The 25130-nt window shown below is 72.4% G+C and carries 26 protein-coding genes; 12 read left to right on the top strand and 14 right to left on the bottom strand.

Annotation, left to right across the window (positions count from 1 at the left end):
- Window positions 1-44 precede the first annotated feature (44 nt).
- From DEJ27_RS02760 to DEJ27_RS02750, 3 genes are read left to right on the top strand one after another with little or no spacing between them, the layout of a single operon-like run.
- Window positions 45-557 (top strand): MarR family winged helix-turn-helix transcriptional regulator, encoded by a 513-nt coding sequence (locus DEJ27_RS02760; RefSeq protein ID WP_110862472.1) that lies wholly within the window; start codon window positions 45-47, stop codon window positions 555-557.
- 47 nt (window positions 558-604) lie between these two features.
- On the top strand, window positions 605-973 hold the full coding sequence (locus DEJ27_RS02755; protein WP_111090259.1) for a DoxX family protein: 369 nt from the start codon (window positions 605-607) through the stop codon (window positions 971-973).
- Window positions 970-1422: an MmcQ/YjbR family DNA-binding protein gene (locus DEJ27_RS02750; RefSeq protein ID WP_258369973.1), complete on the top strand. Its 453-nt coding sequence runs from the start codon at window positions 970-972 to the stop codon at window positions 1420-1422. Before DEJ27_RS02755 ends, DEJ27_RS02750 begins: the two co-directional genes overlap by 4 nt.
- A 12-nt stretch (window positions 1423-1434) precedes the next feature.
- Here the strand turns inward: DEJ27_RS02750 and DEJ27_RS02745 are convergent, their stop codons facing one another.
- Entirely contained in the window at window positions 1435-2031 is a 597-nt protein-coding gene (locus tag DEJ27_RS02745) for an NAD(P)H-dependent oxidoreductase (RefSeq protein WP_110862516.1), read from the bottom strand.
- An 88-nt stretch (window positions 2032-2119) separates the two neighbouring features.
- Here DEJ27_RS02745 and DEJ27_RS02740 point away from each other — a divergent pair, with 88 nt between their 5' ends.
- Window positions 2120-2587: an MSMEG_6728 family protein gene (locus tag DEJ27_RS02740; protein ID WP_110862474.1), complete on the top strand. Its 468-nt coding sequence runs from the start codon at window positions 2120-2122 to the stop codon at window positions 2585-2587.
- A gap of 3 nt (window positions 2588-2590) precedes the next feature.
- Here DEJ27_RS02740 and DEJ27_RS02735 read toward each other — a convergent pair whose 3' ends face one another.
- From DEJ27_RS02735 to DEJ27_RS02705, 7 genes are all read right to left on the bottom strand, one after another.
- Window positions 2591-2881, bottom strand: a complete 291-nt coding sequence (locus DEJ27_RS02735) for a hypothetical protein (RefSeq protein ID WP_110862475.1) — start codon at window positions 2879-2881, stop codon at window positions 2591-2593.
- A 218-nt stretch (window positions 2882-3099) separates the two neighbouring features.
- Window positions 3100-3366 carry a hypothetical protein gene (locus DEJ27_RS02730; protein WP_146238609.1) on the bottom strand — a complete coding sequence of 89 codons (267 nt, stop codon included), beginning with the start codon at window positions 3364-3366 and terminating at the stop codon, window positions 3100-3102.
- 79 nt (window positions 3367-3445) lie between these two features.
- Window positions 3446-4585 (bottom strand): cysteine desulfurase family protein, encoded by a 1140-nt coding sequence (locus DEJ27_RS02725; RefSeq protein WP_110862477.1) that lies wholly within the window; start codon window positions 4583-4585, stop codon window positions 3446-3448.
- A 2-nt stretch (window positions 4586-4587) separates the two neighbouring features.
- Complete coding sequence (gene nadC, locus DEJ27_RS02720) at window positions 4588-5493, bottom strand: carboxylating nicotinate-nucleotide diphosphorylase (protein ID WP_111090258.1); 906 nt, start codon at window positions 5491-5493, stop codon at window positions 4588-4590.
- The gene (locus DEJ27_RS02715; RefSeq protein ID WP_110862479.1) at window positions 5490-7226 is read right to left on the bottom strand and encodes an L-aspartate oxidase; all 1737 of its coding nucleotides are present in this window, start codon (window positions 7224-7226) and stop codon (window positions 5490-5492) included. The genes nadC and DEJ27_RS02715 overlap by 4 nt, the downstream gene beginning before the upstream one ends.
- A 32-nt stretch (window positions 7227-7258) precedes the next feature.
- Window positions 7259-8530, bottom strand: a complete 1272-nt coding sequence (gene nadA, locus DEJ27_RS02710; protein ID WP_110862480.1) for a quinolinate synthase NadA — start codon at window positions 8528-8530, stop codon at window positions 7259-7261.
- An 8-nt stretch (window positions 8531-8538) separates the two neighbouring features.
- Window positions 8539-9246, bottom strand: coding sequence for an NUDIX domain-containing protein (locus DEJ27_RS02705; protein WP_110862481.1), 708 nt, complete (start codon window positions 9244-9246; stop codon window positions 8539-8541).
- A gap of 144 nt (window positions 9247-9390) precedes the next feature.
- Between DEJ27_RS02705 and DEJ27_RS02700 the strand changes: the two genes are divergently transcribed.
- The 3 genes from DEJ27_RS02700 (at window position 9391) to DEJ27_RS02690 (ending at window position 12603) form a co-directional block, all read left to right on the top strand.
- The gene (locus DEJ27_RS02700; RefSeq protein WP_035808828.1) at window positions 9391-9672 is read left to right on the top strand and encodes an acylphosphatase; all 282 of its coding nucleotides are present in this window, start codon (window positions 9391-9393) and stop codon (window positions 9670-9672) included.
- A gap of 167 nt (window positions 9673-9839) precedes the next feature.
- A complete protein-coding gene (locus tag DEJ27_RS02695; RefSeq protein ID WP_110862482.1) occupies window positions 9840-11321 on the top strand; it encodes an MDR family MFS transporter in 1482 nt (493 codons plus the stop codon).
- 34 nt (window positions 11322-11355) lie between these two features.
- Complete coding sequence (locus tag DEJ27_RS02690; RefSeq protein WP_110862483.1) at window positions 11356-12603, top strand: FAD-binding protein; 1248 nt, start codon at window positions 11356-11358, stop codon at window positions 12601-12603.
- A 171-nt stretch (window positions 12604-12774) separates the two neighbouring features.
- Here DEJ27_RS02690 and DEJ27_RS17660 read toward each other — a convergent pair whose 3' ends face one another.
- On the bottom strand, window positions 12775-13284 hold the full coding sequence (locus DEJ27_RS17660; RefSeq protein ID WP_181420161.1) for a 2'-5' RNA ligase family protein: 510 nt from the start codon (window positions 13282-13284) through the stop codon (window positions 12775-12777).
- 241 nt (window positions 13285-13525) lie between these two features.
- Here DEJ27_RS17660 and DEJ27_RS02680 point away from each other — a divergent pair, with 241 nt between their 5' ends.
- Genes DEJ27_RS02680 through DEJ27_RS02670 form a run of 3 tightly spaced genes read left to right on the top strand, consistent with a single transcriptional unit; the run spans window position 13526 to window position 16247 of the window.
- On the top strand, window positions 13526-14476 hold the full coding sequence (locus DEJ27_RS02680) for a MetQ/NlpA family ABC transporter substrate-binding protein (protein ID WP_110862484.1): 951 nt from the start codon (window positions 13526-13528) through the stop codon (window positions 14474-14476).
- Complete coding sequence (locus DEJ27_RS02675; protein ID WP_111090256.1) at window positions 14476-15576, top strand: methionine ABC transporter ATP-binding protein; 1101 nt, start codon at window positions 14476-14478, stop codon at window positions 15574-15576. Before DEJ27_RS02680 ends, DEJ27_RS02675 begins: the two co-directional genes overlap by 1 nt.
- Window positions 15573-16247 carry a methionine ABC transporter permease gene (locus DEJ27_RS02670; RefSeq protein WP_220032964.1) on the top strand — a complete coding sequence of 225 codons (675 nt, stop codon included), beginning with the start codon at window positions 15573-15575 and terminating at the stop codon, window positions 16245-16247. Before DEJ27_RS02675 ends, DEJ27_RS02670 begins: the two co-directional genes overlap by 4 nt.
- A 951-nt stretch (window positions 16248-17198) precedes the next feature.
- On the opposite strand, the gene DEJ27_RS02665 is transcribed toward DEJ27_RS02670, so the two are convergent.
- The gene (locus tag DEJ27_RS02665) at window positions 17199-17975 is read right to left on the bottom strand and encodes an endonuclease/exonuclease/phosphatase family protein (protein ID WP_110862486.1); all 777 of its coding nucleotides are present in this window, start codon (window positions 17973-17975) and stop codon (window positions 17199-17201) included.
- 133 nt (window positions 17976-18108) lie between these two features.
- Window positions 18109-19518 carry an MFS transporter gene (locus tag DEJ27_RS02660; RefSeq protein ID WP_110862487.1) on the bottom strand — a complete coding sequence of 470 codons (1410 nt, stop codon included), beginning with the start codon at window positions 19516-19518 and terminating at the stop codon, window positions 18109-18111.
- A 239-nt stretch (window positions 19519-19757) separates the two neighbouring features.
- Here DEJ27_RS02660 and DEJ27_RS02655 point away from each other — a divergent pair, with 239 nt between their 5' ends.
- Window positions 19758-21005, top strand: coding sequence for a hypothetical protein (locus DEJ27_RS02655; RefSeq protein WP_110862488.1), 1248 nt, complete (start codon window positions 19758-19760; stop codon window positions 21003-21005).
- Window positions 21006-21131: 126 nt separating this feature from the next.
- Here DEJ27_RS02655 and DEJ27_RS17655 read toward each other — a convergent pair whose 3' ends face one another.
- The 3 genes from DEJ27_RS17655 to DEJ27_RS02640 form a co-directional block, all read right to left on the bottom strand.
- The gene (locus DEJ27_RS17655) at window positions 21132-21623 is read right to left on the bottom strand and encodes a pyridoxamine 5'-phosphate oxidase family protein (protein ID WP_181420162.1); all 492 of its coding nucleotides are present in this window, start codon (window positions 21621-21623) and stop codon (window positions 21132-21134) included.
- 370 nt (window positions 21624-21993) lie between these two features.
- Window positions 21994-22656 carry a hypothetical protein gene (locus DEJ27_RS02645; protein ID WP_071405092.1) on the bottom strand — a complete coding sequence of 221 codons (663 nt, stop codon included), beginning with the start codon at window positions 22654-22656 and terminating at the stop codon, window positions 21994-21996.
- Between the two features lie 188 nt (window positions 22657-22844).
- Complete coding sequence (locus DEJ27_RS02640; protein WP_258369976.1) at window positions 22845-23954, bottom strand: LLM class flavin-dependent oxidoreductase; 1110 nt, start codon at window positions 23952-23954, stop codon at window positions 22845-22847.
- 211 nt (window positions 23955-24165) lie between these two features.
- Between DEJ27_RS02640 and DEJ27_RS02635 the strand changes: the two genes are divergently transcribed.
- A complete protein-coding gene (locus tag DEJ27_RS02635; RefSeq protein WP_110862491.1) occupies window positions 24166-25104 on the top strand; it encodes an SDR family oxidoreductase in 939 nt (312 codons plus the stop codon).
- Window positions 25105-25130 lie beyond the last annotated feature (26 nt).

Raw genomic sequence — 25130 nt, 5'->3', positions numbered from 1 at the left:
CAATCATCTGCGGATAGGGTCGGCTTGTCAACGATGGAGGCACCGTGCACGGAACCGACGAGCACCGACCCGGACGGCGATCACCGAACGCGGACGAACTGGCGACCTGGCGCGCCTACGTCGAGGCGTCGGAGCGCGTCCGGCGCACACTGTCGACGGCGTTCCTGGACACCTCGGGGATCTCCCCCGGGGACTACTCGGTGATGCTCGCCCTGAGCGAGGCCGAGGACCGCACCCTGCGGTCGTCGGACCTGGCGACGGGGATCGGGTGGGAGCGCAGCCGCCTGTCGCACCACCTCAAACGCATGGAGGAACGCGGGCTCGTGCTCCGGGGACGGGTCGGCGGTGACGCTCGCGGCGCCGCCGTCACCCTGACCGGCACCGGGGCGAGCGTCTTCCGCAGTTCGTCCGCCGCGCACCTCCGGCTGGTCCGCCAGGTGTTCGTCGACGCGTTCACACCCGACCAGCTCGAGACCATGCGAGCACTCACGGCCACCCTGCACCACCACCTCGACCAGCGGGACGCCGACGCCGATCGCCCCGACGACCACGACTGAACCACCGCGCACCACGCTCACCACGCTCACCAACAGGAAGACACCCCATGCTCATCGCACTCTGGATCATCTCCGGCCTCCTCGCCTTCGCCTTCCTCGGCGCCGGCGTCCTGAAGCTCGTCCGCCCCCGATCGGCGCTGATCGACGGCGGGATGCCCTGGGCCGCAGACTTCTCCCCCGCCGCGATCAAGCTGATCGCGGCCCTCGAGGTCGTCGGCGCCCTGGGCCTCGTCGTGCCGCTGCTCACCTCGACCGCTCAGGTCCTCACCCCGATCGCCGCTGTCGGGCTCGCCGTGCTGATGATCGGGGCGGTCGTCGTGCACGCCCGGCGACACGAACCCGTCGTGCCGCCGCTCGTCCTGGCCGTCCTCTCCGTCGCCGCGGCCGTGCTCGGCTTCACGACGGTGGCCGGATGACGGGCGCACCGCGGACGGACTCCTCACAGGCGCACGACGGCGACGACTCAGGCCACCCCGACGACCTGGACGGCACCGCCGTGCAGGAGCACGCGATGGAGGTCGCGGCCGGTCTGCCAGCGGTGACCCACGAGCACCCCTTCGGCCCCGACTGGGAGGTCTTCAAGGTGGTCGGCAAGGTGTTCCTGCTGGTCACCGAGGTCCCGGGAGAGCCCGTCGTGGTCCTCAAGGCCGAGCCGGAGCACTCCGAGGCCCTGCGACAGGAGCGGGACACCGTCACGCCCGGCTACCACATGAACAAGGAGCACTGGATCACGCTCCACGGCGGGGCCGGCGTCACCGAGGCGTTCGTCGGCGACCTCGTCCGCAACTCGTACGAGCTCGTCGTCGAGACCCTGCCGCAGGCGCGACGGCCCGTCCGCAGCGGACGACGTCACCGACCGGACTGAGCGGACCGCGGGTCAGAAGTCCGCGGGACGGGGCACGTCGGCGACCCCGGCGGTGGCGAAGCCCCCGCGGATGAGCGGCACGGCCCTACGGACGGCCTGGTCGATGCGGAGCTCCAGGTCCACGCTCGCGATGTCGTACCCACCCTCGCGCTTGGTGAAGTCCCGCTCGTTGCCGAAGACCCCGAGCGGCAGGGTCGTGGACTGGAAGAACCCGAACAGCGGGCGCATCTGGTGCTCGACGAGCAAGGCGTGCCGGTCGCTGCCACCGGTGGCGGTCAGGAGCACCGGGGTGTCGACGAGGTCGTACTGCCCGACCCAGTCGAAGAACAGCTTGAAGGCGCCGGAGTAGGCCGCCCGGAAGGCCGGGCTGCCGACGACGAGCACGTCCGCGGCCTCCACCGTCTCGAGGGCCCGGCGGGTGCGGTCGGACATCGTCTCGCGACCCGAGGCCGCTCCGAGGTCGGCGAGCAGCGGGCCGATCTCGATCGTCTCGGTCCGGGCGCCGTCGATCTCCTCGGCCAACCGGGCCACCGTCGCCGCGACCAGGGTCGAGGTCCGCGAGGGGTCCGATGGGCTGCCACTGACGCCGACGACCAGTTCTCCGCTCATGCGGTCGATGCTCACACGCTGCCGGGGCGGGCGGCACGTTCGTGACGACATGTGTCGGGTGCCAGTCGGTCCGGGTAGCGTCCGCGCCATGCAGACCTTCCTGCCGTACGCCGACTTCCGGGCATCCGCCGAGGTCCTCGACGACCGGCGGCTCGGCAAGCAGCGGGTCGAGACCCTGCAGGTGATGCGCGCACTGACGCTCCCCGACTACGGCTGGCAGCACCACCCGGTGACGGCGATGTGGCGCGGCTACCGCCCGGCGTTGATGGCCTACCAGGAGGCCACGTGCCGCGTCTGGGCCGAGCGCGGGTACGCCGACACGTGCCTCGAGAAGACCCTGCTCGACCTGGGCCGTGTGCCGGAGGACCTGGCGGCGTACGAGCGCGGTGACGTGCCGATCCCGCCGTGGAACGACGACGAGGCCCTGCACGTCTCGCACCGCTCGAAGCTCGTGCAGAAGGCGCCGGAGCACTACCGGGAGCTGTTCCCCGACGTGCCGGACGACCTGGACTACGTCTGGCCGGGGACCCCGGCACCGGCGACGCACACCGCCTGATCGTCAGGCGACCGGGATCCAGCGACCACCCTCGCGCCGGGTGACGACGTCGGAGCGGATCTCGACCACGTCCTGCAGCCCGTCGACCGCGACGTCGCGGACGGCCGCGGCGACACGGTCGTCCTCGGCCTCGAAGCGCACGACCGCGCACGGGACGCCACGGAGCAGGCGGACGTCCTCGGCCTCGACCACGGCGTGTTCGCGCACGAGGGCGGCCGCGGCGGGCAGGACGGCGTCCGGTGCGGTGCCGGTCGCGAGGGCACCGATCGCCAGGGTCACGCGGTACGAGGGCATGCGACGACGCTACCGGGGAACCGGAACCCGCCGTGGGCTGCAGGGGAACCGACGCCGCTCAGGGGTGCGGACGTCGACCCACGGCGGGATCGCGGTGTACGGCGGGACACGACGACAGGGGGAACGTCGCGCCCCGCGCCGGACGTCGATCAGGGGGTCGACATCCGGTCTGGGTCCACCGCGCGGCTCGGTTCAGGGGAACCGCACGGTGGTGGACCTCAAGGGTGTTCGGTGTCCTCTCGGTACCGGTCCGTCTCGGTCGGTGCGGGCATCGACCGGGGGGCGGCGGCTGGCCGGACCATCGGGAGCAGGGCACTCCCGGCGGTCGCGAGCGCTCCGACCACGGCGATGAGCCCGAGCGGGGCCGTGCCGAGGTCGTGCTGCGCTGCCAGGGCGAGCGCGACGAGGGTGGCCGGCGCCGGCAGGAGCTGCACCGCTCGGAAGCGGTCGTCCCGTCGGGTCCTGGTCATCATCGCGTTTGCCATGACGACACTCTGACGCAGATCGGTTGTCCGCAGAAGGGGGGACACGTACCCAGAGATGGAGTAGAACGTCTAGTACACCTCAGCCGAGGTCACGGACGGTCGCCACGGCGTCGGCCACCGCTCCGACGACGACCCGGACGTCGTCGGCCGTCAGCGAGGCGTCGAACGTCAGGCGCAGCGCGGTCCGGGCCACGTCCTCGGGGACCCCGAGCGCCGTGAGCACGTGCGAGGCCTCGGTGCTGCCCGCCGCGCAGGCACTGCCCGACGACGACACGACGTCGCGCTGCTCGAGCTCGAGCAGGACGGTCTCGCCGTTGACACCCGGGAAGCAGAACGACGCGTGCCCGGGCAGTCGGTGCTCCCGCGATCCGGTGACGAATGCACCGGGGACCGCGGCGAGCACGCCGTCGAGCACCGCGTCGCGCACGGTGGTCGCCGTGCCCTCCCCCGACCGCACCGTCTCCGCCGCCAGCCCGAGGGCGGTCGCCACCGCCACGGCACCGGCCACGTCCTCGGTGCCGGACCGCCGCCCCCGCTCCTGTCCCCCGCCGTGCAGCAGCGGCTCGAGCGGGACGCCGGAGCGCACGGCGAGCACGCCGGTGCCCTTCGGGGCGCCGAGCTTGTGCCCGGACAACGACAGCGCGTCGACGCCCAGGGGCCCGAGACCGATCGGCAGCCAGGGCGCGGACTGCACGGCGTCGGTGTGGAAGCGCGCCCCGACCTCGTGCGCCACCGCGGCGAGCGCCGGCACGTCCTGCACGGTGCCGATCTCGTTGTCGGCGTGCGCGATCGAGACGAGCGTGGTGTCCGAGCGAAGGGCCGCACGCAGCACCGCCGGGTCGACGCGGCCGTCCGGTCCGACGGGCAGCACGGTGACGTCGAAGTCGTGGAAGCGGGCGAGGTACGCGCAGCTCTCCAGCACCGCCTCGTGCTCGATGGCGCTCGTGACGACGTGCCGACCGCGGGGAGCGGCGAGGGCGATCCCCTTGATCGCGGTGTTCGCCCCCTCGGTGCCGCCGGTGGTGAAGACGACCTCGGCGGGCCGGCACCCGAGCACCCCGGCGACGGCGGCCCGTGCGGCGGTGAGACCCCGCGCGGCCTCGTCCCCGAACCCGTGCGTCGACGAGGGGTTGCCGAACACCCCCGTCAGGTACGGCCACATCACCTCGAGCACCTCGCGGCGGACCGGGGTGGTGGCGGCGCGGTCCAGGTAGAACACGGTCAGTCCCGCACGGGAACCGCGACGTGCTCCGTCGGCACCGCGACGTCGATGTCGAGCCCGAGGTCGAGCGCCCGCGCCGAGTGGGTCAGCGCCCCGACCGAGATGACGTCGACGCCGGTGGCCGCGATCGCCGCGACGGTGTCGAGCGACACTCCGCCCGAGGCCTCGACGAGCGCGCGTCCGGCGACGATGCCGACCCCGGTCACGAGTTCGTCCGTGGTGAAGTTGTCGAGCATGATCGTGTCGACCCCGGCCGCGACGACGGGTTCGATCTGGTCGATGCGGTCCACCTCGACCTCCACGTGCACGGTGTGTCCGAGACGCACGCGGGCCTGGGCGATCGCGTCGCCGATGCCGATGCCGCCGGCCAGGAGCACCGCCAGGTGGTTGTCCTTGGCCAGCACGGCGTCGGAGAGCGAGGTGCGGTGGTTGTGTCCGCCGCCGCACCGGACGGCGTACCGCTCGAGCGCACGGAGGCCCGGCGTCGTCTTCCGGGTGTCGACGATCCGCGCAGCGGTGCCCGCGGCGGCCGCGACGTGGGCGGCGGTGGCCGTCGCGATGCCCGACATCCGCTGGACCAGGTTGAGGGCGACCCGTTCGGCCCGCAGCACGGCCCGCGCCGACCCGGTCACGGTCGCGAGGACGTCGCCGGCCGCGAAGTGCGTGCCGTCGGCGACGTGCACGACCGCATCGACCGTCGGGTCGACGGCGTGCATCACGGCGACGAAGACCCCACCGCCGCTCAGCACGCCGGGCTCGCGCGCGCCGAGGGTCGCGGTCGCGGTCGCCTCGGCGGGGATCAGGGTCTCGCTGGTGACGTCGCCCCAGGGCGCGTCCTCCTCGAGCGCGGTCTCGATCACGCGACGCAGCGCGTGCGGCGGGATGGTGCCGGGGTCGGTGGTCATGCGGGTACCTCCTGCGGGAAGACTGCGGAGCCGTCGGCACGTTCGTCCGTGTGCTCGTCGGGGTGTGCGTCGGTGTGGTCGACGACCCAGGCGTACGAGGCCGGGGCGGCGGGGTCGGTGTCGGGGTGGTCGGTGCGGGCGTGCGCCCCGCGGGACTCGGTGCGGGTTGCAGCGGCGAGCGCGACGAGTCGTGCCAGGTCGAGCAGCGCGCGGTCCTCGTGCTCACGCACGCCGCCGCCGGTCGGCGCGGTCAGCGCGTCGAGGTCGCGGCGTGCGCTCGCAAGCCCGACGGCGTCACGGAGCAGCCCGACACGGTCCGTCATGACGGACTGGACCGCCAGCCGGACGGCACCGACGTCGTCGAGGTGGGTCGCGCCTCCAGGCAGGGTCGGACTGGGCCCACGCCTGCCGGTTCCGGCGCGCTGCGGAGCCTGCGGAGCGGCGTGACGGCCGAGCAGGTGGGGAGAGGCACGGATCGCGTCGGCCGCTCGGGGCACGCTGGTCACGTGGAGACCGGCGTCCCCGCGCAGGCGGAGCAGGCCGGGTCGCGGTGCGGCGACCGCGTCCGCTGCGCGGACCGCGAAGACGAGTCCCTCGAGCAGGGAGTTCGAGGCGAGCCGGTTGGCGCCGTGCACCCCGGTGCAGGCGGCTTCGCCGACGGCGAGCAGTCCGGGCAGGCTGGTGCGGCCCTCGGCGTCGGTGGCGATGCCGCCCATCGAGTAGTGCGCGGCCGGTGCGACGGGGACGCCTTCGCGGGTCCAGTCGAACCCGGCGGCGCGGGTGGCCCGGGTGAGTCCGGGGAACCGCGAGACCAGGAACCCGGCGTCGAGACCGGTGGCGTCGAGGAGCACGGGCGCGCCGCCCTGGTCGCGCACCGCGGCGGCGATCCCACGGGCGACGACGTCACGCGGGGCGAGCTCGGCGTCCGGGTGCGCGTCGGTCATGAAGCGGTGCCCGGCGGCGTCGCGGAGCACGGCACCCTCGCCACGGACGGCCTCGGAGACCAGTCCCCCGTCGGGGACTGCGAGTCGGGTCGGGTGGAACTGGACGAACTCCAGGTCGGCGAGGACGGCGCCGGCGCGCCAGGCGGCGGCGACCCCGTCGCCCGTCGCGACCAGGGGGTTCGTCGTCTCGCGGTACAGGTGTCCGGCTCCCCCGGACGCGATGACGACGGCGTCCGCGTCGAGCCGGCGGGGTTCTCCGAGCAGGTCGAGGACGTCGAGGCCGACCACCGCTCCGCCGCGGACGACCAGGTCGGTCAGGCTCGTGCGCTCCAGGATCGTGACGTGCCGTCGGTGCAGTGCCGCGATGAGGGTGCGTTCGATGGCGGCCCCGGTCGCGTCACCGTCCGCGTGCACGACGCGCCACCGGCCGTGCGCGGCCTCGCGACCGCGGGCGAGGTCGTCGCCGTACCGGTCCAGTGACGCCGGGTCCGACGAGCGGTCGAAGGGCACCCCGAGCGCGAGCAGGTCGCGGACGCGGGCCGGGCCGTCGGTGCACAGGACCTCGACGGCCCGGGCGTCGGCACTGCCGGCCGCGGCGACGTGCGTGTCGGCCTGGTGCAGCGTCGCGGAGTCGTCGGCGCCGAGCGCCACCGCGATGCCGCCCTGGGCGTACGCGGTGGCGCTGTCGGCGAGTGCCCCCTTCGTCACCAGGGTGACGTCGTGCAGGGCACTCGCACGGATCGCTGCGGTCAGGCCGGCGATGCCGGACCCGACGATGACGACGTGCACGGTGGTCTCCCTCGTTCGGTCGGGTCCGCGTCTCAGCCGCGCGGCTTCGCGGCGAGCATGCGCTCGAGTGCCACCTTGGCGTCGGCCTGCACGTCGGCGGGGACGACGATCTCGTTGAGGACCTCGCCGCGGACGAGTGCCTCGAGCACCCAGGCGAGGTAGCCCGGGTGGATCCGGTACATCGTCGAGCAGGGGCAGACGACCGGGTCGAGGCAGAAGATCGTGTGCTGCGGGTACTCGGCGGCGAGCCGGTTCACCATGTTGATCTCGGTGCCGATCGCGAAGGTGGTCGGCTCGGTGGCCGCGGCGACGGTCTTCCGGATCAGGTCGGTGCTGCCGGCGTGGTCGGCGGCGTCGACCACGGCCATCGGGCACTCCGGGTGCACGATGACCTGCACGCCCGGGTGCTCGCGGCGTGCCTGGTCGATCTGGTCGACCGTGAAGCGGCGGTGCACCGAGCAGAAGCCGTGCCAGAGGATGACCTTGGCCGCTTCGAGGTCACTCGTCTCGTTGCCGCCGAGGGGCTTCCGGGGGTTCCACATCGGCATCAGGTCGGTGCTGATGCCCATCGCCTTCGCGGTGTTGCGGCCGAGGTGCTGGTCGGGGAAGAACAGGACGCGCTGCCCGCGCTCGAAGGCCCACTCGAGCACCGTCGCGGCGTTCGACGAGGTGCAGACGATGCCACCGTTGCGACCACAGAAGGCCTTGAGGTCGGCGGCGGAGTTCATGTAGGTGACCGGGATCACGGGGACGCGGCCGTCGGCGTCGGGCTCGGTGCCGTACACCGCCGTCAGCTCCGCCCACGCGGCCTCGACGCTGTCGATGTCGGCCATGTCGGCCATCGAGCACCCGGCCGCCAGGTTCGGCAGGATCACGCGCTGGTCGTCGCGCGCCAGGATGTCGGCCGTCTCGGCCATGAAGTGCACACCGCAGAACACGATCGCCTCGGCGTCGGGCTTCGTCAGGGCGGCGTTCGCGAGCTGGAACGAGTCGCCCAGGAAGTCCGCGTGCCGGACGACCTCGTCGCGCTGGTAGAAGTGCCCGAGGACGACGACCCGGTCGCCGAGGGTGGCCTTCGCCCGCTCGATGCGCTCGTGGAGCTCGTCGGTCGGGGCAGTCTTGTACTCGTCGGGCAGCACACCCTGGCGCGGGGCGCTCGTCGGGATGACGTCGGACATCGACGACCCCGGGCCGTACCCGGGGCGCGAGTCGAAGTCCCACGTCGGCACCGCGAGGTCGGGCGTGCAGGTGCTGCCGCCGGCCCGGCCGTTGGAGATGAGTTCGATCGTCGTGGCGATGGACACGGGGTTTCCTATCGGTTCCGCTGCTGGTGCTGATCGGCCCCGGTCCGCAGCGGGCCGTTGTCCGCGTAGGCCAGGTCGGGGTTCGAGCGGTACAGCCGGGCCGGACGGTGCCGGCCCCCGCTCGTGGTCTCGTCGGTCGGCAGGACCGCGTCGGTCTTCTCGACCTGCCGACGGAAGTTCGCGGGGTCGAGTGCTCGGCCGAGCACCGCCTCGTACACGCCCCGGAGTTCGGCGAGGGTGAAGCGGTCGCCGAGGAACGCCTGCGCGATCCGCGAGTACGACATCTTGTTGCGCAGCCGCCACAGGGCGTACTCCACGATGCGGTCGTGGTCGAAGGCGAGCGGCGGGTGCTCGTCGGCCAGGAACCACCGGACGTTCCAGTCGTCGGGCACGACGTTCGCCTCGTCCGGGTGCACCAGTGCCCAGTAGACGATCGACACGACCCGGCTCGGGGAGCGTCCGACGTCGCCGAACGCGTAGAGCTGCTCGAGGTACCGCGGCTGCACGTTGGTCGTCTCGCGGAGTCGGGCGGCCGCCGAGTCCTCCAACCCCTCGTCGTCGCCGACCCAGCCGCCGGGGAGCGCCCAGGAACCCTCGAACGGTTCGGCGACGCGACGGACGAGCGGCATCCACAGCGCCGGGGCCCCGGTGTCGGGGTGCGGGCGCAGCGCGACGATCACGGTGGAGACCGCGACGCGGATGCCTGCTTCGTCCATGGTGGAGATAGTGTCAATCTGACTCGAAGTGTTCGGGTTGAGATGACACTATCACTGTCGACACGGCGCGCTCGTCACGAGCCGGAAACAGATCGTCACGGGGCCGAAAACTCCCGACGGCCAGCCGCGGTTAGCGTGGAGGACATGACGACGGTGACGAGGGTGCATGCCGTGGTGTCGGGGACGGTCCAGGGGGTCGGCTTCCGGTACTGGACCGCTCGGAAGGCCGACGGGCTCGACCTCGTCGGCTACGCGAGGAACCTCTGGGACGGCACCGTCGAGGTCGAGGCCGAGGGACCGTCGGTCGCGGTCGACTCCCTGGTGGAGTGCCTGCGGACCGGACCACCGTCGGCGACCGTGACCGACGTCACCCTGCGCTCGGTCGTCCCGCACGGGGACGCCGACGGGTTCGCGATCCTGCACTGAGCGGACGTGAGTGGGAGCGGTGCCGGCGTCCGGCGCGCTCGGCACCGATCGTTCACCTGCGGATGTCGGAACGAAGCGGAATAATCGCATCCACTCAGGGAGTTGGCCTGTCTGCGCGTCCTGCGCCACACCCGTTCCACCCGTCGTGACCCACCAGGAGCACCCGCATGACCCAGGCCGTCGATTCCGCCCCCCGCACGGGAAGCGTCTCGCAGCCGTCCGCTGCCGAGACCCGACTCGTGATCGGGCTGCTGCTCGTCTCCGCGTTCGTCGTCATCCTGAACGAGACGATCATGGGCGTGGCGTTGCCCCGGCTCATGGACGACCTGGACATCAGCGCCGCGACCGGCCAGTGGCTGACCACCGGCTTCCTGCTCACCATGGCGGTCGTCATCCCGATCACCGGGTTCCTGCTGCAGCGCTTCAACACCCGCCCCGTCTTCGTCTGGGCGATGGGCCTGTTCTCGGTCGGCACGCTGATCGCCCTGCTCGCGCCGGGCTTCACCGTCCTGCTCGTCGGCCGCATCGTGCAGGCCAGCGGCACGGCGATCATGATGCCGCTGCTGATGACGACGGTCCTGACCCTCGTCGACCCCGCGCACCGTGGCCGCATCATGGGCAACATCTCGATCGTCATCTCGGTCGCTCCGGCCATCGGCCCGACGATCTCCGGCCTGATCCTCAACGCGTTCTCGTGGCGCTGGCTGTTCGGCTTCGTGCTGCCCATCGCGATCGCGGCGCTGGTCCTCGGCATGGTCAAGGTGCAGAACGTCTCGACGCCGCGCAAGGCGCCGATCGACGTCGTCTCGGTCGTGCTCTCCGCCTTCGCGTTCGGTGGCATCGTCTACGGGCTGTCCAGCATCGGTGAAGCCGGCGCGACCGGACCGCTCGTCCCGGTGACCGCCCTGGTCGTCGGTGCCGTCGCCCTCGCGGTGTTCATCGTCCGGCAGACGCGCCTGCAGCGCACCGACAGCGCCCTGCTCGACCTCCGCACCTTCCGCACCCGTGGCTTCACGGTGCCGATCGTCGCGATGGGCCTGAGCTTCATGGCGATGTTCGGCACGCTCATCCTGCTGCCGATCTACCTGGAGCGCGTCCTCGGACTCGAGGTCCTGCAGGTCGGCCTGCTGCTGCTCCCCGGTGGTCTGCTGATGGGCCTGCTCTCCCCCATCGTGGGTCGCATCTACGACCGCCGCGGCCCGCGCGTGCTGCTCATCCCCGGATCGATCATCGTCAGCGCCGTGCTCTGGGCGCTCTCCACCGTCGGCGTCGACACCAGCGTGTGGTTCGTCCTCGGTGCGCACGTGGTGCTGAGCATCGGTCTGGCCCTGACCTTCACGCCGCTGTTCACCGCGGCGCTCGGCGGGCTGCCCCCGAAGCTGTACTCGCACGGCAGCGCGGTGCTCGGCACGGCGCAGCAGCTCGCCGGTGCGGCGGGCACCGCCCTGTTCGTCACGCTGCTGACGATCGGTGCGGCCACCGCCGTCGAGGGTTCCGGTGCCCGTGGGGTCCAGGTGGCCACCGCCTCGGGCGTCAGCACCGCCTTCATGGTCGGCGCGATCATCTCCCTGTTCGGCATCCTGGCGTCGGTGTTCGTCCGCCGGCCCGAGGTGCCCGAAGGCGCGCCGACGCCCCCGCCCGTGCACTGACCCCGTCGCGGGCCCGCATGGCAGTGTGGGCGGCATGCGGTCGACGACGAGCGAACTCAACTGGTCCGGCACGGTCACGTACACGGCCGAACGGGTCGTCCGTCCGTCGTCGATCGACGAGGCAGCTCAGGTCGTGGCGGAGGCCGAACGGGTGCACGGGCTGGGCACCCGCCACTCGTTCAACGACGTCGCCGACACCGCGGGCATCCTGCTCGACCTGACCGGGATCCCCACGGACCTGGTCGTCGACGCCGAGCACCGCACCGTGACGCTCGGGGCCGGCACCCGGTACGGCGACGTCGCGGCCGACATCGACCGTGCGGGGTTCGCCCTGCACAACACGGGGTCCCTGCCGCACATCTCGGTCGGGGGTGCGGTCGCGACCGGGACCCACGGCTCCGGCACGACACTGGGCTCGCTCGCCACCGCGGTGCGCGCGCTCGAGGTGCTCGGTCCGGACGGCACCGCCCGGACGATCGACCGGACGGACCCCGCGTTCGACGGCGGCGTGCTGCACCTCGGACTGCTCGGCATCGTGACCCGGGTGACCCTCGAGGTCGAACCGGCCTACCGGATGCGTCAGGACGTCTACGGCGCGATCCCCTGGGACACCTTCACGGCGAACGTCGCCGAGGTGCACGCCGCCGCGTACTCCGTGTGCGCCTACACGGTGTTCGGCGACGCGATCACCGAGGTCCTGGTGAAGTCGCGCGTGCCCGACGGCGCCGACGACGTCCCGGTACCGGACGCGCTGGCCGGCGCAGCCCGGCTGCCCGGCACCCCCGGCGACGACCACCGGACCGCCCGCGACGGCTCGGTCGGACCCTGGTGGGACCGGCTGCCGCACTTCCCGATCGGGTCCGTCCCGAGCCACGGGTCCGAGGTGCAGAGCGAGCACTTCGTCCCGCTCCGGCACGCAGCGGCCGCCCTCGACGCGCTCCGGGGGCTCGCCGACCGGATCCAGCCGCACCTGCACGTCTGCGAACTCCGGACGATGGCAGCGGATCACCTGTGGCTCAGCCCGACCCAGGGCGAGGACGTGCTCTGCATCGCGTTCACCTGGAAGAAGCACCCGGCCGAGGTCGCCGCGCTCCTGCCCGACCTGGAGTCCCGGCTCGCGGTCTTCGACGGCCGACCGCACTGGGGCAAGATGAGTTCGCTCGACCACGCGGCGATCGCCGGGCTGTACCCGCGACTGGCGGACTTCCGCGAGCTCGTCGCCCGGGCCGACCCGGAGCGGACGTTCGCATCCGCGTTCGGCGAGCGGGTGCTCGGGACCTGACCCGGGCCTCCAGGCCGTGCCCAGCGTTCCGTTGCTCGCCGCTCGCCGCACCGCTCGCCGCGCCGCTCGCCGCACCCGGAACCAGGTTCTGGACACCGAACCACGGGATCGCACGGTGCTGTGTCCGGAACCTGGTTCCGGGATGCGGGAACGCGCCCGACCCGCCAGCGGTCAGATCGACGTGAACGCGAGCGGCGTGATCGTCCGCGTCTCGCCGTCCCAGTGCCGGACGCCGCCGACGTCGAGCGCCTCGGGCAACGGCACGGCGCGCAGCGCAGCAACGGCGCGCGGCAGGTCCTCGTCACGCACCCGGCGGGCCAGCGTGACGTGCGGTGACCAGTGTCCGGGCAACGAGGTCTCGACGCCGCCGGGGGCGACCGCGTGCACCTCGCCGTGGAAGGTCGTGAGCGCTGCGTCGACGACCACCGCTCGCACGAGCACCGACCGACCGGCACCCGCGGGGAAGAGCAGGAGCCCACCGAGCCGGATCGACGTCGGGGCCGGCGTTCGCAACCCCGCGGGCACGGGCAGCGAGTCCCCGGCGGCCAGGGTGACGTGCGGGGCGTTCGACGGCGACGGGTGCCGACCGAGGCTCGGCAGGTCGGCATCGATGAGGGCCTGCCAGGCGGACCGCACGGCGGCGTCCGACTCCGGGCCGAGGACGAGTTCGATGCTGCGCACGATCCGAGTCAACCAACCCGGACCGCGAGGCGTCCTGCGCCGCGTCCGTAACGCGTCCCACGACGCGCTCTGTAACGCGTCCCGTGACGCCCTCCGTAACGCGTCCCGCGACGCGCTCCGTGACGGCGATGTAACACAGCGGAACGGAACTCGCCCCGAGGGTGGACCGCACGTCACACTCGTCTCCACGCCGCGGACCACCGCGGCTCCCCCACACGCACGGCCCACGAGGAGCACCAGCATGTCCGCAGCCCCCGCACTGCCCGAGAAGCCGAAGGGCAAGCGTCCGATCGGCTGGATCGTCGCCGCCGCGATCGTCGTCGTCGCGATCGTCGTCGCCGTCATCGTCGGAGCCGTCCGCTCCGGGAGCAACGACGCCGGTGCCGCCGGCGACGCCGCCCCGAAGACCGTCACCATCGGTGTCGCGGACAAGTCGCTCGGCTACTGGAGCACCTACACGAAGCTCGCGAAGGAGAAGCTCAACGTCACCGTCAAGCTGACGAACTTCTCCGACTACTCGCTGCCGAACCCCGCGCTCAAGGACGGCCAGCTCGACATCAACCAGTTCCAGCACATCCAGTACCTGGCGGACTACAACGTCACCTCGAACGACGACCTGCAGCCGATCGGCTCCACCGCCGTCTACCCGCTGCCGCTCTACGCGACGAAGTACGACAAGCCTTCCGAGCTGCCCGCGAACGCGAAGGTCGCGATCCCGAACGACTCGATCAACCAGGCCCGTGCGCTCCTGATCCTGCAGGCCGCGGACCTGATCACGCTGAAGGACGGCGGCTCGGCGTTCTCCACCGCCGACGACATCGAGACGAAGAAGGTCGACGTCCAGCCCCTCGACGCCTCGCAGACCGCGAACGCGCTGCAGCAGGGCTCGGTCGCCGCCGCGGTCGTGAACAACAACTTCGCCACCGCCGCCGGCCTGCCGATCTCGGACGCGATCTACCAGGACGACCCCTCGAGCGCGAGTGCCGCCCCGTACGTGAACGTGTTCGCCGTCCGCGACGAGGACAAGGGGAACAAGACCTACCTCGAGCTGGCGGAGCTGTTCCAGGACGACGCCGTGCAGCAGGCCTTCGAGAAGGACCTGCCCGAGGCCGTCGCCCGCGACGAGAGCGCCTCGAAGCTGCAGGACGAGCTCGCCCAGGTCGAGCAGGACGCGAAGGCGGCCAAGCAGTAGTGCCGGTCCTCGTCGAACTCCGCGGCGTCTCGAAGCACTACCGCCGCGCCGACACCGGCGAGACCGTGGTGGCCGTCGAGGACGTCTCCCTCGACGTGCACCAGGGAGAGGTCCTCGGCGTCATCGGGTACTCCGGTGCCGGCAAGTCCACCCTGGTCCGCCTGGTCAACGCGCTGGAACTGCCGAGTTCCGGCACGGTGACCGTCGCGGGCCGCGAGCTGACGGCGATCCCCGAGCGGGACCGCCGTACGGCGCGTCGCAACATCGGGATGATCTTCCAGCAGTTCAACCTGTTCCGGTCCCGCACGATCGCCGGCAACGTCGCGTACCCGCTCAAGGTCGCCGGTGTGCCGAAGGCCGAGCGGGACCGCCGCGTCGCCGAGCTGCTCGACTTCGTCGGCCTGCTCGAGCGCGCCCATGCCTACCCGGAGCAGCTCTCCGGCGGGCAGAAGCAGCGCGTCGGCATCGCCCGCGCCCTCGCCGCGTCGCCGGACCTGCTGCTCGCCGACGAGGCGACCAGCGCCCTCGACCCGGAGACCACGTCCGAGGTGCTCGCGCTGCTCCGGCGGGTCAACCGGGAGCTCGGTGTCACCATCATCGTGATCACCCACGAGATGGATGCCGTCCGGCAGATCGCCGACCGGGTCGCCGTGATGGAGCAGGGCCGGGTCGTCGAGGTCGGGGACGTCTACGACGTGTTCTCGACCCCGAAGACCGGCGCCGCGCAGCGCTTCGTCCGCACCGCGCTGCACGACCGGCCCTCCCCCGAGACGCTCCGGCGCCTGCGGGACCGTCACCCCGGTCGGCTCGTCACGGTGCAGATCACCGACGAGGCCGGGCTGCAGAACCGCATCGACGCCGCGTTCCGCGCCGCCGGGGTCACCGCCGAGCTCGTCTACGGCGGGGTCGGGGAGATCCGGGAGCGTCGGATCGGGTCGCTCACCTACGAGCTGAGCGACGCCAGCGGCGGGCCAGGCGGGCCAGGCGGCCCCGGCGGATCGCGTGCGTCCGGTGCAACCGGTGCGCCCGGCGCCATCGACGCCGCGATCGCCGCACTCCGCGCCGACGGCGTCACGACCGACGAGGAGGCCGCCGCGTGAACAACAACTCGTTCCAGAGCGTGATCGACACGTTCGACGTCTTCCTGGCCGCCATCCGCGACACCATCGTGATGTCGCTCGTCTCGCTGGTCATCGCCGGGGTCATCGGCCTCGCGCTCGGCCTGCTGCTGTACGCGACCCGGCCGGGCAACGTGCTCGGCAACCGCACCGCGTACACGGTGCTCAACGTGTTCGTGAACCTGATCCGCCCGATCCCGTTCGTGATCTTCCTCGCCGCGATCGCGCCGCTGTCGCGGGTCGTCGTGCAGACCACGATCGGTGTCCCCGCGGTGACCTTCGCGATCTCGTTGGCCGCGGCCTTCGCGGTGTCCCGGATCGTCGAGCAGAACCTGCTGTCGGTCGACCCGGGTGTCGTCGAGGCTGCTCGGGCCTCGGGTGCGCACCCCGTGTCGATCCTGCTGACGGTGCTCATCCCCGAGGGTCTCGGCCCCCTGATCCTCGGTTACACGTTCATCTACATCGGCATCGTCGACATGACGGCGCAGGGCGCGCTGATCGGTGGCGGCGGACTCGGTGAGTACGCGATCACCTACGGCTCGCAGCGCTACGACTGGTGGGTGGTCTACGTCTCGGTGGCGGCGATCGTCGTCATCGTGCAGCTCGGCCAGTTCATCGGCAACCGCTTGGCGCGGGTGACGCTGCGTCGCTGACGCGGGCTCGCGGGGCGGTCGGGACGGTGCGGGGCGGTCGGGACGGTCGGGACGGTGCGGGGCGGTCACGACTCCCCGCTCACGTCCGCCGAGCGGTCGCGAAGTGTCGCCCGGCGGGGCTGCAGGCGACAGTTCTTGACCACTCGGCAACGCCACCGCCTGGAGGCCCGGTGCCGGTCCACGAGACCGGCACCGGGCCTCCAGTGCGTCGCCGGCGTGACGGGCGCGCCCAGCGTCGACCGCCGAGCGGTCACGACTCCCCGCTCACCTCCGCCGAAGGCGCACGAACCGTTGCCCGACGCCCCCACAACCGACAGTTCCCGACCACTCGGCGCCAAACCCGCGGCACGCCGAGCGACCTCGCCACACGCCCGACGACGCACCCACCGCCGACTGCCGAGCGGTCACGACTCCCCGCTCACCTCCGCCGAAGGCGCACGAACCGTCGCCCGACGCCCCCACAACCGACAGTTCCCGACCACTCGGCACCACGCCCGCGGCACGTCGAGCGACCTCGCCACACGCCGGGGACGCACCCGTCGCCGAGTGCCGAGCGGTCACGCCCGACGACGCACCCGGCGCCGACTGCCGAGCGGTCACGCCCGACGACGCACCCGGCGCCGACTGCCGAGCGGTCACGACTCCCCGCTCACCTCCGCCGAAGGCGCACGAACCGTCGCCCGCCGCCCCCGCAACCGACAGTTCCCGACCACTCGGCACCACGCCCGCGGCACGCCGCGCAACCTCAGCACACGCCCGACGACGCACCCGGCGCCGACTGCCGAGCGGCCACGACTCCCCGCTCACCTCCGCCGAAGGCGCACGAACCGTCGCCCGCCGCCCCCCAACCGACAGTTCCCGACCACTCGGCGCCACGCCCGCGGCACGCCGCGCGGCGGCGCCACGCCCGCCGCACGCCGCGCGACGGCGCCGCCCGACGGCAGCACCGGGTCAGGCGGCGGGAGCCTCGACGGTGGTGACGGCGCCGGTCTCGCCGGGGTGCTCGTAGTGCGCACGCACCAGGATCGGGCGGTGGTCGGAGATGCCGGCCGGCAGGGTCTCGACGCCCGCGATGTGCAGGCCGACGCTCGTCGCGAAGTCGAAGTGGCCCGTGAACTTGCGGTAGCGCAGGTACGTCGGCTGGTCGGACAGCGACAGGGCGAAGCCGTGCTGCTCGATCTTGCGCCGCAGGTTCGTCTGGAACCACGGGTAGTTGAAGTCACCGACCATGACCGCGGGGACGTCCTTCGCCAGTTCGCGCAGGAACTGGTGCGCCGCTTCGATCTGCTTGCGGCGCAGGGAGTTCGTCGCGGTCAGCGGTGAGGCGTGGAACGAGGCGACGACGACCTCGGCGTCAGCCTCGGTGTCACGCAGGTGCATCGCGATGAGCCGCTCGTGCGCGGGTGCGAGGACCCGGTCGTGCAGCGACTTCTGCAGCGAGTGGATGCTGAAGTCCTGCACCTCGAAGCGGTCGTCGCGCTTGTAGATCGCGAGCCCGAGTCGGTTGGTACGGGTCGACGCGGCGAGCGAGAGGCCGCCGATCGACGGTGCGAGGTCGTTGCTGTCACACTCCTGCACGCACAGGACGTCGGCTTCGGAGGCCTCGGCCAGTGCAGCGAGCTCGCCGTTCGCGGTGTGCTCGCGGAGGTTGTAACTGACGACACGGAGCTGCGTGGGCTGCACGGTCTGCTCTGGTGCGATCGTGCTCTGCTGCTCTGGCGCGGCCATGCTGCCTTCCTGTCCGGGTGTTCCGGTCACCCTGCCGCGGTCACCGTACTCGGGTACCGCGGACGGTTGCTGAGACTGTAACGCCTGCCGGGTTTCGTCCGTGTGACCGTGACGGAAACGGACAGCGGCGGGATCAGGCGCGGACACGGCGGACCGGGCGGACGGTGTCGCCCGCTGTGCGACTCATCAGGATGCCCTCGACGCAGGCGACCACGAGCAGGGCGGCGATGACCCAGAACGCGGCCGCGTACGGTCCGTCGCCGCCCAGGCCGGAAGCCGCGCGGATGACCACGGCGGCGACGGCGACACCGAAGCCCGCGGCGGTCTGCTGCAGCGTCGAGGACAGCGTGTTCGCGGGGGTCATGTCGGCCTGCTCGACGTCGGCGAAGGCGATGGTGTTGTACGCCGTGAAGCCCACGGAGCGGGCGGCACCGCTGACGACGAGCAGCACGGCGAGCAGCCAGAACGGGGTGTCCTCGGTCATGAACGCCATCGCGACCACGGTCAGCGCGGCGACGGCCGACGACACGATGATCACCGGGCGGTAGCCGAACCAACGGAGGAACGGGGTCGTCATCGGCTTGATGCCGAGGTTGCCGACGAACACCCAGAGCACCGCGGACCCGGCGAGCACGGCGCTCCAGCCCCAGGCGTCCTGGAACAGCAGCGGGAGCACGAACGGCACCGCGGACACCGCCAGGCGGAACAGGCTGCCGCCGGCGTGCGACACCCGGAAGGTCTCGAGTCGAAACGCGTCGAGTCCCATGATCGGGTGCGGGGCGCGGCGGAAGTGCCGGATCGCGAGCCAGCAGCACACGGCGCCGAGGACCCCGGAGACGACGACCGCGGTGACCGGCACGGCGTCGAGCGCGAGCAGCGAGGCCATCACCACGAGCGAGCCGAGCCCGACGCAGGCGAGCAGCGACCCGAACCAGTCGAACGGCACGCGCTGCGCCGCACGCTCCTGCGGCACGAGCACCAGGGCGGCGACGAAGGCGATGACGCCGAGCGGGATGTTGATGAGGAAGATCCAGTGCCACGTCAGCGTCTCGACGAGGACCCCGCCGATGAACGGCGCGATGATCGGTGCGGCGAGGGCCGGCCAGGTCAGGATGGCGATGGCGGTGACGAGTTGTTCGCGCCCCGCGCTCCGGAGCACGACGAGCCGGCCGACGGGCACCATGAGCGCTCCGCCGAGACCCTGCAGGATGCGCCACAGCGTCAGCTCGACCAGCCCGGTGGACAGCGCGCACAGGGCCGACGCGATCGTGAACAGCGCGATGGCCCCGGCGAAGACCGTCCGCGAGCCGATCCGGTCGGTGAGCCAGCCGGACACCGGGATGAACACCGCGAGGGTCACGAGGTAGGCGGTGATCGCGACGCCCACCGCGGCGGAGTCGACCCCGAGGTCACGCCCCATCGCCGGGGCGGCGGTCGCCAGGATGGTGCCGTCCAGGAGCTCCATGAAGAAGGTCCCGGCCACCAGCACGGCGACCGCCGTGCTGCCCGTCCGTCGTCTGGGTGTCGTCGCCGTCGTCGTCATCGCCCACCGAGACTATGCCCGCGGACGTCCGCGCCGTCACGGACGGGCCGCCCACCGGACGCGGCACCGTGCGCGGCACCGCCCACCCGCCGGACGCCGCACCGGCCACCCGCCGGACGCGAGGCGGCACGCACGACGCGGGACGGGCCTCCGGGCGGGGTTCCGTGTGATCCTCAGGCTCGGGCCAACTACCCTGGCCGGGTGCCGACCAGACCACCCGAACGCCGAGGAACTCGCGCGTGAGCCGCACCGACAGCGCCGGTGTGGTCGCCGCGGGCACGGCCGGCGGTCGACGCCGCGTCCTGGACACCGTGGCCTCCCTGCCGGCGTGGGCGGCGGTCCTGCTCGTCTGGACGGGCGGCCGGGTCCTGTCGACCCTGTGGCTCGCGCTCGCGTACCCGCTCATCGGTCGTGCGCTTCCGGGCAACGCGATCTGGGGCAACGAGCACGGGTTCGGCGCCTTCCTGGTGGCCTGGGACGGGCAGTACTACGAGCAGATCTCGCTGCACGGGTACCCCGACGCGCTGCCGCTCGACGCCACCGGCAACGTCGCGCAGAACGCCTGGGCCTTCCTGCCGGCGTTCCCCTTCACGATCCGGGCGCTGACCGCCTCGACCGGGGTGCCGTTCGAACTCGGCGCCCCGCTCGTCGCGGTCGTTGCCGGGCTGCTCGCCACCTACCTGCTGCACCGCCTGGTGCGGGACCGCGCCGGGCACGCCGCGGCGATGTGGGCGGTCTTCTTCTTCAGCTGCGGTCCGCTCTCGTTCCTGCTGCAGGTCGGGTACGCGGAGAGCATGTTCCTCGCGCTGTCGTTCGGGGCGCTGCTCGCCCTGGAACGTCGGCGCTACGGGCTCCTGACGGCACTCGGCGTCGCTGCGGCCTTCACCCGCCCCGGCGCCCTGGCGATCCCGCTCGTGCTCGGCGTCGTCGCGCTCGTGCGGTGGGTGCGTGCACGGCGCGAGACCGGCCGGGTGTTCGAGGGCTTCCCGCTCCGCGAGCAGGTCCGGGTCGTCGCCGCGGGGCTGACCATGGTCCTCGCCGGGCTCGCCTGGCCGGTGATCGCCTCGCACGTCACCGGGACGCCGAACGCCTACCTGGAGACCGAGATGTCCTGGTGGGTGAACTTCATCGGCCGGGTGGACTTCGTGCCGCTGACGCCGTGGTTCCTCATCGCGGGTCGCTGGCTCGGCGTGGGCGGGATCCTGATCGTGGTGTTCCTGCTCGTCACGTACCCGATCTGGCTGCTCCGCCGCTCGACGCTGCGGCTCGGGCCCACGACGGTGCTGTACTCGGCCGCGTACGCGCTGTACATCTTCGCGGTGTCGCTGCCGATGGCCTCGACCCCGCGGCTGCTCATGCCGCTCGCGCCGCTGTTCGGGTCGCCCGAGCTGGTCGCGAAGCCCTGGATGCGGTGGACCTTCGTGACGGCCGCGTTGGCCGGGCAGCCGGTGCTGGTCGCGGTGCTGTGGCTGCTCGGCCCTCCGTGACCGGCTGACGCGCAGCCCGAGCAGGCACGGGCCGCGGCACCGCGCACGACGCACGAGCACCGCGCGCCCCGTCCCGACACGGCACGACGCCGCCGTCCCGACAGGACGACGGCGTCGCGTCGCGCTTCAGAGCTCGATCGTGCCGTGGTCGCCGGTGTCCGGCTGGCTCTGCTTGCCGAGCGCCGCCTTGAACATCTGCACCAGGCTGCCGACCGGCCCGGTGTCCTGGGTCCAGTACTCGACCGAGACCCCCTCGACCGTCAGGAGCCGGATCGACGGGTCCTGGCGTCCCTTCGGGAACCAGGCCTCGGCGAACGGGGACCACAGCTCGTCGACCACCGAGTCGTCGCGGGTCACGGTGGCGGTGCCGGCGATGGACAGGTACCCGCCCTGTGACTCGATCGAGACGTTGACGTGCGGGTTCCGCGCGATGTCCTCGACCTTCTCGCTGCCGTCCTGCACCAGGAACCGCAGGGTCCCGTGGAACGTCTTGTCCTGCACCGCGAGGGGCCTGGCGTGCAGGTTCCCGTCCTCGCTCACCGTGGTGAGCAGTGCCGTGTGGGCGCCGTGGACGATGTCCGAGATGGCGGCGCGCTGGTCCGTCTGTGTGTCGGTCATGGTGCTCCTTTGCGTCATGCGCCCCGCTCCGTGCGACGTGCGACCGTCGGTGCACGGGGCTGTACCGTTCCGACCAGTGTGCCCCTCCGGCGCTGGACGCGTCAGCCCGGCGCGTCCAGGTGGTCCGGTCCTGGTCGGCCTGGAGGCCCGGCGCACCTCCGCCGCGCCGCCCCCGGCCCGGCGCGTCACGGCCAGCGGGCCGTGCATGCGTGCGCATAAAGCGACACCACGCGCGTCGATCGACAGGTGGAACGTCGTTGCATGCACACGCACCGGATGCGTGTGCATCGAGCGACCGGACACGAGTCGATCGACGCGTGGATCGTCGGAACATGCACACGCACGCACCCAGAACGGGTCCCGCGGAGGGTCAGGCGGGTTCGCGGATGGTGGTCTCGACGTCGACGACCTGCGGGATCTTCGGCATCGAGGCGAAGCCGAACGCCACGGGCGGGTCGAGCGGCGCCAGGTCCCCGAGCGGCTCCCCCGCCCAGGTCCCCCGCACGCCGGTGACGTCGTGCGCCCCGGTCACGCCGTAGTACTCGCGGCGACCGTTGCCCGCCGACCCCGCCGTGCCGGACCCCGGCGCGAGCAGCCGTGCCACGGGGTCGATCGCGGCGAGCCAGCGCGGGTCGCGGGCGATCGGCTTCGGGACGATGCGCAGGATCCGGCCGAGCGGCGAGATGCCGCCGACGTCGATCGAGGCCTGCAGTGCCCCGGCGGACAGCTCGAGGCCGCTGGCGGTGCGGCGGGCGCGGACGTCGACGACCGAGACGGTGTCGAAGCGGTAGGTGCCGGAGACGTACGCGGCGACGATCTCGTCGGGTGCGAGCAGCACGCTGGTGCCGTCGGGGAGCTCGAGGAACACGTCCGTGAACGGGCCGAACGGCGAGCGGTCCCACATCCCGACCACGATCCGGACGCCCGAGGTGGTGCCGACGCCCATGATCCGGCCGCGGAACCGGCGTTCGACGACGGAGTCGGAGGCGTGACCAGCAGCGGGACCGGAGGCGTGGTCGGGGCGTGACGACATGCCCTGGACCGTACCCGCGGCCCCCGTGAGCCGATCTCGGTGGGCCTCCCCGGGCCTCCCGGCCGTTGCGTGCGGCACCGGACGGAGTCCACACGCAAGACACCGGTGTCCATGCTCCGAACACCCGCGAAGGGTGGTGTGGAGCGCGAACACCGGTGTCTTGCGGACCCCGACCGGACCCGCGACCGTCAGGCGACGGGGACGGGCTGCGCCAGCAGCTCGCGCACGCGGGGTGCGACCTCGGTGCCGTAGAGCTCGATCGACCGCATCATGTCGGCGTGCGGCAGGCGACCCGTCGCGTACCGCATGTCGAAGCGCGAGGCGCCGAGGATCCGCATGTTGCGCGCGACCTTCCGGGCGACGGTCTCCGGCGAGCCGACGTAGAGCGACCCGCCGGCCGACAGGCTCGCGCGGTACCCGGCGACGTCGAGGGGCGGCCAGCCGCGCTCCCGGCCGAGCTGGTCGGTGACGGCCTTGTGGTACGGCCAGTAGCGCTCGGCGGCCTCTTCGTCGGTGGCGGCCACGAAGCCCGGCGAGTGCATCGCGATGGGCTGCTGCGGCAGGTCGAGCTGCGCGAGGGCCTGGCGGTACAGGCGGGAGAACGGGGCGAACTGGGCCGGCTGCCCGCCGATGATGGCGAGGAACAGCGGCAGGCCGTACGACGCGGCACGGATGACCGACTGCGGGGAGCCGCCGACGCCGATCCACGTCGGGATCGCGCCGTGCTCGAGCTTCGGGAAGACGTCCTGGTCGACCAGGCCCGCGCGCTTCGTGCCGGACCAGGTCACGGCGTCGCCGCCGCGCAGGGCTGCCCAGAGCTGGAGCTTCTCCTCGAACAGGACCTCGTAGTCGCTCAGCTCGTAGCCGAACAGCGGGAACGACTCGGTGAAGGAGCCACGACCCAGGATGACCTCGGCGCGGCCGTTCGACAGGGCGTCGACGGTGGCGAAGCGCTCGTACACGCGGACGGGGTCGTCGGAGGACAGCACCGTGACCGCGGAGCCCATCCGGATGCGCTCCGTGCTGGCGGCGATCGCGGCGAGGACGACCTCGGGGGCGCTCACGACGAAGTCGGCTCGGTGGTGCTCCCCGACGCCGATGAAGTCGACGCCGACCTGGTCGGCGAGGACGGCCTGGTCGACGACGTCGCGGATGCTCTGCGCGTCGGACTGCAGGCTGCCGTCGGCGCGTTCGGTGACGTCGCCGAAGGTGTCGAGGCCGAGCTGCAGCGGCCCGATCCGCTCGGGTGCGGGCGGCGGGACGTCCGAGGGACGATCGGTGCCGAATGCGTTGCTCATGGTGTCCTCCTGGTCGCACTTCCATGCGTTTGCATAAACATAGCACGACGTGGGTCCGCGCGCACGGGGCCCGCCGCGGGGCCCGCTCGGGGCCCGCTCGGGGTCCGCTCGGGGCCCGCTCGGGGTCGGCTCGGGGCCCGCTCGGGGTCGGGCCGGGGTCGGCTCGAGGTCGGGCCGGGGTCGGCCAGCCCGCACGAGTACGGTCGCCCGCATGCCGAACCTCCCCGACCAGACCGGACGTCGCATCGTCGTCACCGGGTCCAACAGCGGCACCGGACAGGAGGCCGCCCTGCGCCTCGCCGGAGCCGGCGCCAGCGTCGTGCTCGCCGTCCGCAGCACCGAGAAGGGCGAGACCGCCGCCGCCGGCATCCGCGCCGCCCACCCCGCAGCCGACGTGGAGGTCCGCGAACTCGACCTCGCCGACCTGGCGAACGTCCGCCGCTTCGCCAGCGGCATCGTCGACGAGGACCGTCCGATCGACGTCCTCGTGAACAACGCGGGCGTGATGGCCCCACCGGAACGCTTCGAGACCGTCGACGGCTTCGAGCTGCAGTTCGGCACGAACTTCCTCGGCCCGTTCGCCCTGACGAACCTGCTGCTGCCGTCGCTGCTCCGTGCCCGAGCACCCCTCGCCGACGGGCCCCTGGCCCAGGCACCCCGTGTCGTCACGATGTCGAGCCTCGCCGCGATCCCCGGCCGGATCCGCTTCGCCGACCTGCAGTGGGAGCGTGGCTACAACGGCTGGCGCGCCTACGCGCAGTCGAAGCTCGCCGACCTGCTCCTCGCGCTGCACCTGCACCGCCTGACCGTCGAGGCCGACGTGCCCCTGGTCAGCACCGCCGCCCACCCCGGCTACACCCGGACGAACCTGCAGGCCGCGGGACGCTCGCTCGGTCGGTCGAAGCCGGTGCGGTCGAGCAACCGCGCCCTGCCGTTCACCCAGGCCGTCGCGCAGGGCACCGAGCCGCTGCTGTACGCGGCGGTCGGGCCGAACGCCGTGGGCGGCGCGTACTACGGCCCCTCGGGTCCGTTCGGCATGACCGGTCCGACCACCACCGTGTCGATCCCCGGGTCCGCGCGGAGCGCCGACCTCGCCCGCTCACTCTGGGCCGTCGCCGAGGACCTCACCGGGACGCGTCCGCCGCTCTGAGCGCGGGCGCGGCGCGGGTCGTGTTG

It is taken from the genome of Curtobacterium sp. MCPF17_018 (genome assembly GCF_003234135.1).
Taxonomy (GTDB): domain Bacteria; phylum Actinomycetota; class Actinomycetes; order Actinomycetales; family Microbacteriaceae; genus Curtobacterium; species Curtobacterium flaccumfaciens.
Note: the sequence above shows the minus strand (reverse complement) of the source record. Positions and strands in the feature narration are given on the sequence as shown.

Excerpts from the sequence above, each read along its gene's own strand:
- DEJ27_RS02755 (WP_111090259.1), top strand. The coding sequence starts at position 605 with ATGCTCATCGCACTCTGGATCATCTCCGGCCTCCTCGCCTTCGCCTTC.
- DEJ27_RS02750 (WP_258369973.1), top strand. The coding sequence starts at position 970 with ATGACGGGCGCACCGCGGACGGACTCCTCACAGGCGCACGACGGCGAC.
- DEJ27_RS02745 (WP_110862516.1), bottom strand. The coding sequence starts at position 2,031 with ATGAGCGGAGAACTGGTCGTCGGCGTCAGTGGCAGCCCATCGGACCCC.
- DEJ27_RS02740 (WP_110862474.1), top strand. The coding sequence starts at position 2,120 with ATGCAGACCTTCCTGCCGTACGCCGACTTCCGGGCATCCGCCGAGGTC.
- DEJ27_RS02735 (WP_110862475.1), bottom strand. The coding sequence starts at position 2,881 with ATGCCCTCGTACCGCGTGACCCTGGCGATCGGTGCCCTCGCGACCGGC.
- DEJ27_RS02730 (WP_146238609.1), bottom strand. The coding sequence starts at position 3,366 with ATGGCAAACGCGATGATGACCAGGACCCGACGGGACGACCGCTTCCGA.
- nadC (WP_111090258.1), bottom strand. The coding sequence starts at position 5,493 with ATGACCACCGACCCCGGCACCATCCCGCCGCACGCGCTGCGTCGCGTG.
- DEJ27_RS02705 (WP_110862481.1), bottom strand. The coding sequence starts at position 9,246 with ATGGACGAAGCAGGCATCCGCGTCGCGGTCTCCACCGTGATCGTCGCG.
- DEJ27_RS02700 (WP_035808828.1), top strand. The coding sequence starts at position 9,391 with ATGACGACGGTGACGAGGGTGCATGCCGTGGTGTCGGGGACGGTCCAG.
- DEJ27_RS02695 (WP_110862482.1), top strand. The coding sequence starts at position 9,840 with ATGACCCAGGCCGTCGATTCCGCCCCCCGCACGGGAAGCGTCTCGCAG.
- DEJ27_RS02690 (WP_110862483.1), top strand. The coding sequence starts at position 11,356 with ATGCGGTCGACGACGAGCGAACTCAACTGGTCCGGCACGGTCACGTAC.
- DEJ27_RS02680 (WP_110862484.1), top strand. The coding sequence starts at position 13,526 with ATGTCCGCAGCCCCCGCACTGCCCGAGAAGCCGAAGGGCAAGCGTCCG.
- DEJ27_RS02665 (WP_110862486.1), bottom strand. The coding sequence starts at position 17,975 with ATGGCCGCGCCAGAGCAGCAGAGCACGATCGCACCAGAGCAGACCGTG.
- DEJ27_RS02660 (WP_110862487.1), bottom strand. The coding sequence starts at position 19,518 with ATGACGACGACGGCGACGACACCCAGACGACGGACGGGCAGCACGGCG.
- DEJ27_RS17655 (WP_181420162.1), bottom strand. The coding sequence starts at position 21,623 with ATGACCGACACACAGACGGACCAGCGCGCCGCCATCTCGGACATCGTC.
- DEJ27_RS02645 (WP_071405092.1), bottom strand. The coding sequence starts at position 22,656 with ATGTCGTCACGCCCCGACCACGCCTCCGGTCCCGCTGCTGGTCACGCC.
- DEJ27_RS02640 (WP_258369976.1), bottom strand. The coding sequence starts at position 23,954 with ATGAGCAACGCATTCGGCACCGATCGTCCCTCGGACGTCCCGCCGCCC.
- DEJ27_RS02635 (WP_110862491.1), top strand. The coding sequence starts at position 24,166 with ATGCCGAACCTCCCCGACCAGACCGGACGTCGCATCGTCGTCACCGGG.